The following is a 9,437-nucleotide window of genomic DNA, read 5'->3' as shown; positions in this document are numbered from 1 at the left end:
AAAACTTTTATTATTGTTTTTTACCATATAAGACATGTCAGAACATATAGGGCATTACGCTTAAATGGAACTTATATGCCTTGTATGGTTTCAGTTTTTTTACCATATCACGGCATTAAACTATGTGACTTAGTGGTTAGTTTTTTAGACTGCATCGTCATTAGGAGCAGGAAGGAGCGCCTGCCCCGACTTTTTTTGGGAAAGTAAATCTTTCATGCAAGCGATCCTGCTGGAGAGATTACTCTTGCCAGTCGGTCATCCTGAACTTGTTTCAGGGTCTTAGAAGTTAAAACTTTTATGATCGTTTTTTACCATATAAGACATATCAGAAAATATAGGGCATTGCGCTTAAATGGAACTTATATGCCTTATATGGTTTCAGTTTTTTTTCATATCATGGCATTAAACTTTGTGACTTAGTGGTTAGTTTTTTAGGCTGCATCGTCATTACGAAGAGGGAGGAGCGCCTGCCCCGGCTTTTTTTTGGGAAAGTAAATCTTTCATGCAAGCGATCCTGCTGGAGAGATTGCTTTCCCGAAAGGTCGTGACAGGCGCTCGGCTGAAAAAGCCTTCCCGCAATGACGATTACCCCGAGTAAGCCTACTTATTCACCCAATCCTCCAAAGTCATTTCAAATTTCACTTCACCATTGTTTACCACGCCCACCTTTTTCCAGCCTTGCCGGGTATAAAATTCTTCTGCGCGGGTATTGGGTGATGTGCCCAGCCAAACCGGTTCATGCGTTTGATCGAAATACCAATCCATCATTAAGCGGTGCAGTGCTTTGCCAATGCCTTTACCTTCAAATTCTGGACGGAGAAACAAAGCCCAGATATTATGTGCTTTCAAATCCACAATAGAGAATCCAACCACTTCCTCATTTATTTCACAAACCCATCCTTTGCCGCGTTGGGTTATAAATTCTTCGCAATCTTTATCCGTAACCATGGCAGGATCAGACAAAATATTCTCTTTTACGGTATGTCTGACAATTTGGATCGCATGTATGTCAGTTGTTTTTGCCTCCCGGAAAATCATTTTTTATTCTTTTAAAAAATTGAAGTTGTTTGAAAATGCTGTCTAAAATGCACTAATCGTTGATTATCAACGTAAAACTAATCAATAAAATGTTTATGACAAATGAATGATTGTCAATTGTGGAATTGGTTCTACATTTGCTTAACGGTGTTAGATTATTTACACCTAATATTCCGGTCATGGGAAGTAAAGAAAGAATTCTACGTTTAAAAGATGAAACCAGAACCAGTATTCTGGATGCAGCCTTGAACATTGTTCAAACGGAAGGCTGGCAGGCTTTGAGTATGCGTAAAATTGCCGACCAGATTGAATATACTGCACCGATCATTTACGAATATTTTTCGAACAAAGAGGGAATTTTGCTGGAACTGACCAGAAGAGGTTACCAGATCCTGGCGAAGGATGTTCGGGCGGCCCGCGACAAACATGAATCTGCTGAAGATAAAATGGAAGCCATGTGGGTGGCCTATTGGAATTTTGCTTTTGCCAACAAGGAATTTTATCAATTGATGTACGGGGTGGATATGGTTTGTTGCACCGTTAAAAATTCATTGGCTGAAGCCGAAACGGTTTCAAATATGTTAGGCGATGTGATTGAATCTTTATTCAAAAAGAAACCTGTTTCAGAGAATGATATTTGCATGAAATACTATACCTATTGGTCGATCATTCACGGATTGATCTCCATCAACCTGGTGCGCCCGAATGGCAGAACAACAGACGAACTTAACCAGCAAATTTTAAAAGATGCTATTAAAGGGATTACACTATCCATTAACAGCTAATTTTTTTTTACATCCTAATTTAACACTGTTAGATTATTTATACGCTTTAAATCCACAATAAATTATATCATATGAATGCTATCCATTACTTGTTTATTTCACTTAACACTGTTAAACGGTTTAATCAGGTTAAGTCAATGTTAATTATCCTCTCGCTATCTGTCCTTCTGATAAGCTGTAAATCATCACCAGAGCAATCAGCAGCAGCACCGCCGCCGCCAGCATTGCCGGTAAGCGCCATCAATGCCAGCACAGAAACAACGTATATTGAATATCCGGCATCTATTCAGGGTGCTGTTGATATCGATGTCCGCCCGCAGGTGAGCGGTTACTTGCAAAGTGTTCTGGTGAACGAAGGCGCTTATGTTTCTGCCGGACAAACACTCTTCAAAATCAATGAAAACCCATACCGCGAAGCTTTAAACAATGCCAAAGCAAGCTTACATGCTGCAGAGGCGGCTATTTTAAATGCCCAACTGGAAGTAGATAAGTTAACCCCACTGGTTCAGAATAAGGTGGTTTCTGATTTTCAATTGAAAACAGCTAAAACCGCTTATAAAATCGCGCAGGCCAACGCAGAGCAGGCCAGGGCAAGCGTGGCTTCCGCACAGATTAATTTGGGTTATACCAATGTTAAGGCAACGGTAAGTGGTTATATCGGTCGCATTCCAAAGAAACAGGGAAGTCTGGTTTCGCCGACCGATCAGGTTGCTTTAACTCAGTTATCAGATATTCACGAAGTACATGTTTATTTCTCCCTGGCTGAAAACGACTTCAACAACTTTAATGCAAACTACCCGGGTAAAACCCCTGCCGACAGGATTAAACATTTACCGGCAGTAGAACTTTTATTGTCTGATAATTCAGCTTATCCGATTAAAGGTAAAATTGATATGATCGACGGTCAGTTTGATAAAAACACCGGAGCCATTACGCTCAGGGCAAGTTTTCCTAATGCCAGCGGCATCCTTCGCTCGGGTAATACCGGTAAAATCCGTTTGGGCTTACAACACGATGATGCCATCCTGGTTCCTCAGGCGTCGACGGTAGAAATGCAGGATAAAGTATTTGTATTTACCGTAGGCGATAGCAGTAAGGTGAAAAAACAAGCCATCACCATTGTGGGTAAAGCCGGTGAAAATTACCTGGTGAAAGACGGGGTAAAAGCTGGCGACCAGATCGTGTTGAGCGGGGTTGATAAATTGCAGGAGGGCATGGTGATCCATCCTCAAAAAGCAGCAGATAAAGTAGCCCTTGCAAAAACAAAAAATTAATCATTATTAAAGTTTAAGCCATCATGTTTCAGAAATTTATAGACAGGCCGGTACTTTCAACCGTTATCTCCATCCTATTGGTGATATTGGGTGTACTTGGCCTAACAAAGTTGCCCTTAGAGCGCTTTCCGAATATCGCCCCTCCGTCGGTATTGGTTACTGCGGTGTACCCCGGGGCCAATGCCGAAACCATTTTACGTTCGGTAACGCCATCACTGGAGGAAGCCATTAATGGTGTGGAGAACATGACCTACATGACCTCCAGCGCCAGTAACGACGGTACTTTGGCCATCACGGTTTTCTTCCAGCAAGGTACTAATCCCGATCAGGCCGCTGTTAATGTCCAAAACCGGGTTTCACAGGCCACCAGTCAGTTGCCTGCAGAGGTGGTACAATATGGTATCACCACCACCAAACAGCAAAACAGTTTTATTGGCGCCATCGGTATTTACTCTGAGGATCCAAAAAAATACGATGCTGTTTTTGTCAATAACTATGCACAAATCAATATCATCCCCGAACTGAAACGTATTCCGGGTGTAGGTTCGGCCAGCGTATTTGGCGGGATTAAAGATTACTCCATGCGCATCTGGTTAAACCCAAGTCAGCTGGCTACGTATAAAATTACACCTAATGAAGTGATTGCAGCTGTTCAGGACAAAAACCTGGAAGCAGCGCCAGGCCGGTTAGGGGAGCGTAGTAATGAGGCCTTTGAATACATCATCAAGTATAAAGGTAAACTGACCAAACCAGAGGAATATCAAAACATTGCCATCCGTTCCAATTCAGATGGTTCTATACTACGTTTAAAAGATGTGGCCCGTGTGGAACTGGGAGCCTACAGCTATGGCAGTGTGAACCGTTTAAACGGAAAAGATGGAATTACCATCGGGGTGATCCAGTTATCCGGCTCTAATGCCAACGAAATCCAGATTGCCATCGATAAACTGTTGGCGAAACTGTCAAAAGATTTCCCGGCGGGCATCAAATTCAACCAGTTTTACCGGACCAAAACTGACCTCGACGAATCCATCAACCAGGTGCAGCACACTTTGATAGAAGCTTTTATACTGGTATTTATCGTGGTATTTATCTTCCTTCAGGATTTCAGGTCGACGCTGATTCCGGCCATAGCCGTTCCGGTGGCCATTATTGGTACTTTCTTTTTTATGCAGCTGTTCGGCTTCTCCATCAACCTCTTAACCCTGTTTGCACTGGTGTTGGCCATTGGTATTGTGGTGGATGATGCGATTGTGGTGGTGGAAGCGGTGCATGCCAAGATGGAGGAAAACCCTTCGCTTAGTCCGAGAGCAGCCACTACCGAGGCGATGAATGAAATCACCGGGGCCATTATATCGATTACACTGGTGATGGCGGCCGTATTTTTACCGGTTGGTTTTATGACGGGTTCAACAGGTATCTTTTACAAACAGTTTGCCTTAACCATGGCGATAGCCATTATTATATCAGCGGTTAACGCCTTGACTTTAAGTCCTGCGCTGGCGGCCTTATTCTTAAAAAATAAACATGCAGAAGGTGGCCATCACGCACCCAAAAAAGGCTTTGTAGAAAAGTTCTATGCAGGCTTTAATGGTGGTTTTAATTACATGACCAACCGCTATGTTGGCGGTTTGAAAGTGCTTGTCCGCCATAAGTGGATCAGTATGGCCGGGCTGGCCTTAATCGTTCTGGTTACCGTTTTCCTGGTGAGCAGAACAAAAACCGGCTTTATCCCAACAGAGGATCAGGGTTTTGTAGCGATTGCTGTGGCCAGTCCATCGGGAACCTCCTTAGCCAATACCAATAAAATGTTAAAACAGGCTGAAGCTGAGTTGAGGGCGATGCCTTCCGCAAGGTTCGTAATGTCGCTTGCCGGTTATAACTTCTTAACCGCCTCCAACAGTCCTTCAGCTGGTCAGATTTTCTTATTGTTAAAACCAAACGAGGAAAGAGGGGCGATCAAAAATATCGATGAGATCCAGAATATTGTAAGGGCTAAAATGGCCGCCATATCTGCTGGTACCTTCTTTGTATTCAGTTTCCCAACTGTTCCGGGCTTTAGTAATGTGGAAGCGATGAACGTGATGTTACAGGATAAAACGAATGGCAGACTGGATAAATTTAGTGGGGTGGCGAATAACTTTATCGCGAAGTTAATGGCGAAACCGGCGATTGCTTATGCCTTTACTTCTTATAAAGCCGATTATCCGCAGTTACAACTGGATGTGAACGACGAAAAGGCCGATCAGCTGGGCGTTAGTAAGAAAGACATCTTACAAACCATGCAGACGTATTTCGGTACGGCACAGGCATCCGACTTTAACCGCTTTGGTAAATACTACCGCGTAGTGGTTCAGGCCGATGTTGCCGACAGAACCGATCCGGCCAGTATCGACCGGGTATTTGTGAAAAACAAGGCAGGCGAAAGTGTGCCCATCAGTACGCTAGTTAAATTAACCCGGGTGTATGGTTCGGAAACGGCTTCCCGTTACAACCTGTTCAACTCGATTGAGGTCAATGCGATCCCTAAACCAGGCTTCAGTTCTGGTGATGCGATTAAAGCGATAGAAGAAACGGCTAAAGAACAATTGCCAACCGGTTATGCATACGAATTCTCCGGACAAACACGTGAGGAAATTTCTTCCGGCGGACAGTCGACGGTGATCTTTCTGCTTTGTCTGGTGTTTGTTTACTTCCTGTTATCTGCACAATACGAAAGTTACATCCTGCCATTGGCGGTTATTCTTTCCATCCCTACAGGTGTATTTGGTGTGTTTGCCGTATTGGGTTTAACCGGAATTGAAAATAATATTTATGTACAGGTGGCGCTGATTATGCTGATTGGTTTGCTGGCTAAAAACGCCATCCTGATTGTGGAGTTTGCGGTGCAGCGACGAAAGGCCGGACTCAGTTTGGTTGATTCGGCTATTGAAGCCGCGCGATTGAGGATCAGACCGATTATCATGACCTCACTGGCTTTTGTGTTCGGTTTATTCCCGATGAGTATTGCAACAGGTCCGTCGGCACAAGGTAACCACTCCATCAGTATTGGTGCTGCAGGCGGGATGGTATCGGGTGTAATATTAGGTTTATTCATCATCCCGGTACTCTTCGTCATCTTCCAGGCCTTACAGGAAAAAATATCAAAAAAATCAAAAAATGAGGTTGTTAACCATCATGGAGCACCTATCAATAATAATCATGTAGTTTATGAAACGGTTTAATATCATTACCATCCTGCTCCTTGCATTAGTCTGGAGCGGATGTTCGGTTTCGAAAGATCTATCCTTGCCTAATGTTGCGCCAGGATTATTCAGAAACTCAGCGCCTAAAGACTCTTCGAGTATTGGCACCTTGCCTTTGAAAAGCTTTATCAGTGACTTAACAGTTCAGAACTTAATCGACACGGCATTGGTTCGAAATTACGACATGCAAATTGCACTGAAAAATATCGATGCCGCTGAAGTCTTGTTCAAACAGTCTAAATTGGGTTATTTACCTGAATTAAAATTACAGGTGGCGGCAAGTTCAAGCCGTCCCTCTGATAACAGTTTAAACGGATTAAGCCTGAACCAGTTTACCGGTTCCACACACATTGAAGATTATACGGCTAATCTGGGAGTATTTTGGGAAGCCGACATCTGGGGTAAAATCCGCAACCAGAAAGCCGGTGCGCTCGCCAGTTTTTTGCAAACAGAGGAAGCACGTAAAGCGGTCCAAACGCGTTTGGTGGCCAACGTGGCACAAGGCTATTACAATTTGTTAATGCTGGATGCGCAACTTGAAATTGCCAAAAAGAATTTAAAGCTAAATGACAGCACCCTGAGGATCATTAATTTGCAGTTTGATGCCGGTCAGGTGACCTCACTGGCCATACAGCAGGCCCAGGCGCAACAGTTAAATGCAGCGCAACTGGTTCCCCGTTTGGAACAGAATGTAACCTTACAGGAAAATGCTTTAAGTGTATTGATCGGTACTTTACCTCAATCGATTCACCGGAGCAGCCGCCTGGATAAAATGCTTATTCCGCAGGATTTGAATACAGGTTTTCCTTCGGCGATGTTAAGCCGCAGGCCGGATATTAAATCTGCTGAACTGGCTTTAAATGTAGCCAATGCAAGAGTGGGCGTGGCGAAGGCCAGCTTATATCCTTCATTGGTCATAACCGCAAGTGGCGGTGTCAATTCATTCAAGGCCAGCAACTGGTTTAATGTGCCGGCATCCTTATTTGGTTTGGTTTCAGGCGGGATTACACAACCGATTTTCCAGAGGGGACAGCTGAAAAGCAATTTAGAACTGGCAAAAATCGACAGGGAGAAAACAGTGATCCAGTTTCGCCAGTCGGTTATCAATGCCGTAGGCGAAGTTTCTGATGAATTAACAAAGTTTGAGAAACTGAAAACACAGTATAGTATTGCAGAGAGAAGGGCACAGACTTTAAAGCAGGCATCGAGAAATGCAAGTTTATTATTCAAAAGCGGCATGGCCAATTACTTAGAGGTGATTACCGCGCAAGGTAATTTATTGCAAAGCGAACTGGAACTGACCACCATCAAAAATGAGCAGTTAAATGCAGTGGTTGGTTTGTACAGGTCGTTAGGTGGTGGATGGAATTAATCTGTAAAATTCTATATCTAAACCTATAAGGTTTTAAAGACTTTATAGGTTTGTGTATAAATTTAGGCACTAAGAGCGCGATGTTCTTGGTGCTTTTTTGTTTGATGCTGTTATCGTAACATCAAATCCGTCATTGCGAGGAGGAACGACGAAGCAATCTTACTACTATGGGTTATCTGCGATTTGTACAAAATTATTCTATTATCCAGATTACAAACACCGCTCGTCATCCGATAGCTATCGGATCCCGCGCAGGCAAGAATCTTAAGGCCTTGATATTTTTATCCTTCGCTCGGTCTTGCCTCGGCTCACCGCCGCCGAGGGGGCTCTTTCTTTTCTCTTGATAGAAAAGAAACAAAAGATCAAGGCTTGCATCCTTTCTTGTAAAAACCTACGGAAATCTTGATTGCGGCAGCATCGAGGCTCTTACCCTTGCTTATTCCTACCGCTCCCGCTTTGATCCTGCCTTGGGTTGTGAGGTAATGATAGGAAGTGCAAAGATTTTCGTGCTTTTTCCTGCGAAAATCTGCCAGGCCGGATAGCATGGAGCAGAGACAGGCATCCGTAAATTGATCACTCTGAAACTATGAGGGGCACACTTGGTCGTCATCTCGACCGTAGCGGAGAGATCTTTGAACTTTTCATAAACATAGTTCGTCATCCGATAGCTATCGGATCCCGCGCAGGCGGGAACCTTAAAGCGGGCGCTATTCTTTTTCCTAGGCTCGGTCTTGCCTCGGCTCACCGCCGCAGAGGGGCTCTTACTTTTGGCTTGATCCAAAAGTAACAAACCTGAGCGCAGCGAAAGCATGCCTGCCATTAAAAATAACAAACACACAGGCATAATTGAAAGGCTTGCACCGTTTTTTATCTGATCATGTTGTTTTAATAGGCATAAAAGATTGCTGCGCAATTTCTTGTAAAAACCTACGGAAATCTTGATAGCGGCAGCATCGAGGCTCTTATCCTTACTTATCCCACCGCTCCCGCTTTGATCCTGCCTTGGGTTGTGGGGTAATGAGCGGAAGTGCAAAGATTTCCTTGCTTTTTCCGGCGAAAATCTGCCAGGCCGGATAGCAGGGAGCAAAGACAGGCATCCGTAGATTAATCACTCTGAAACTATGAGGGGGCACGCTGGGTCGTCATCTCGACCGTAGCGGAGAGATCTTTGAAACTTTTCATAAACATAGTTCGTCATCCGATAGCTATCGGATCCCGCGCAGGCGGGAACCTTAAAGCGGGCGCTATTCTTTTTCCTAGGCTCGGTCTTGCCTCGGCTCACCGCCGAGGGGCTCTTACCTTTTTCTTGATAAAAAGGTAACCAAAAATCAAGGCTTGCATCCTTTCTTGTAAAAAGCTACGGAAATCTTTATTGCGGCAGCCTCGAGGCTTCTTACCCTTTCTTATCCCAGCGCACAAGCTTGATTCTGCCTTGGGTTGTGGGGTAATGAGGGGAAGTGCATAGATTTTCGTGCTTTTTCCGGCGAAAATCTGCCAGGCCGGTAGCAGGGTGCAGATAGCGTGGTGGCTATAGCGGGATGCGGATCATTAGTTAAATCGTCATTGCGAGGCGGCTTTTTCAGCCGGCAGCCTGTCCCGACCTTTCGGGAAAGCAATCTTTACCGTAGTTACTAACAGGAGTTGTTTTCGGCTGGCCGCCGTGGCCTCTTCTTCTTTGTTCTTGATAACAAAGAAGCAAACAATCAAGGCTTGGACCTGATGT

The 9,437-nt window shown here is 44.3% G+C and carries 6 protein-coding genes; 4 read left to right on the top strand and 2 right to left on the bottom strand.

All coding sequences use genetic code 11. The features are described 5' to 3' along the window. Positions 1 to 600: 600 nt before the first annotated feature. A complete protein-coding gene (locus CBW18_RS21080) occupies positions 601 to 1,038 on the bottom strand; it encodes a GNAT family N-acetyltransferase (RefSeq protein ID WP_088303347.1) in 438 nt (145 codons plus the stop codon). 179 nt (positions 1,039 to 1,217) lie between these two features. Between CBW18_RS21080 and CBW18_RS21075 the strand changes: the two genes are divergently transcribed. From CBW18_RS21075 to CBW18_RS21060, 4 genes are all read left to right on the top strand, one after another. Beyond that, positions 1,218 to 1,823, top strand: a complete 606-nt coding sequence (locus tag CBW18_RS21075) for a TetR/AcrR family transcriptional regulator (RefSeq protein WP_088303346.1) — start codon at positions 1,218 to 1,220, stop codon at positions 1,821 to 1,823. Between the two features lie 137 nt (positions 1,824 to 1,960). Continuing rightward, positions 1,961 to 3,097, top strand: coding sequence for an efflux RND transporter periplasmic adaptor subunit (locus tag CBW18_RS21070; RefSeq protein ID WP_253249109.1), 1,137 nt, complete (start codon positions 1,961 to 1,963; stop codon positions 3,095 to 3,097). Positions 3,098 to 3,120: 23 nt separating this feature from the next. Further along, the gene (locus CBW18_RS21065) at positions 3,121 to 6,321 is read left to right on the top strand and encodes an efflux RND transporter permease subunit (protein WP_088303344.1); all 3,201 of its coding nucleotides are present in this window, start codon (positions 3,121 to 3,123) and stop codon (positions 6,319 to 6,321) included. Beyond that, positions 6,308 to 7,714, top strand: coding sequence for a TolC family protein (locus tag CBW18_RS21060; RefSeq protein WP_088303343.1), 1,407 nt, complete (start codon positions 6,308 to 6,310; stop codon positions 7,712 to 7,714). Before CBW18_RS21065 ends, CBW18_RS21060 begins: the two co-directional genes overlap by 14 nt. Positions 7,715 to 8,156: 442 nt before the next feature. Here the strand turns inward: CBW18_RS21060 and CBW18_RS21055 are convergent, their stop codons facing one another. After that, positions 8,157 to 8,801 (bottom strand): hypothetical protein, encoded by a 645-nt coding sequence (locus tag CBW18_RS21055; RefSeq protein WP_088303342.1) that lies wholly within the window; start codon positions 8,799 to 8,801, stop codon positions 8,157 to 8,159. Positions 8,802 to 9,437: the final 636 nt, after the last annotated feature.

It is taken from the genome of Pedobacter sp. AJM (assembly GCF_002197755.1).
Taxonomy (GTDB): domain Bacteria; phylum Bacteroidota; class Bacteroidia; order Sphingobacteriales; family Sphingobacteriaceae; genus Pedobacter.
Note: the sequence above shows the minus strand (reverse complement) of the source record. Positions and strands in the feature narration are given on the sequence as shown.

Coding starts and splice junctions, on each gene's coding strand:
- CBW18_RS21080 (WP_088303347.1), bottom strand. CDS start 1,038: ATGATTTTCCGGGAGGCAAAAACAACTGACATACATGCGATCCAAATT.
- CBW18_RS21075 (WP_088303346.1), top strand. CDS start 1,218: ATGGGAAGTAAAGAAAGAATTCTACGTTTAAAAGATGAAACCAGAACC.
- CBW18_RS21070 (WP_253249109.1), top strand. CDS start 1,961: ATGTTAATTATCCTCTCGCTATCTGTCCTTCTGATAAGCTGTAAATCA.
- CBW18_RS21065 (WP_088303344.1), top strand. CDS start 3,121: ATGTTTCAGAAATTTATAGACAGGCCGGTACTTTCAACCGTTATCTCC.
- CBW18_RS21060 (WP_088303343.1), top strand. CDS start 6,308: ATGAAACGGTTTAATATCATTACCATCCTGCTCCTTGCATTAGTCTGG.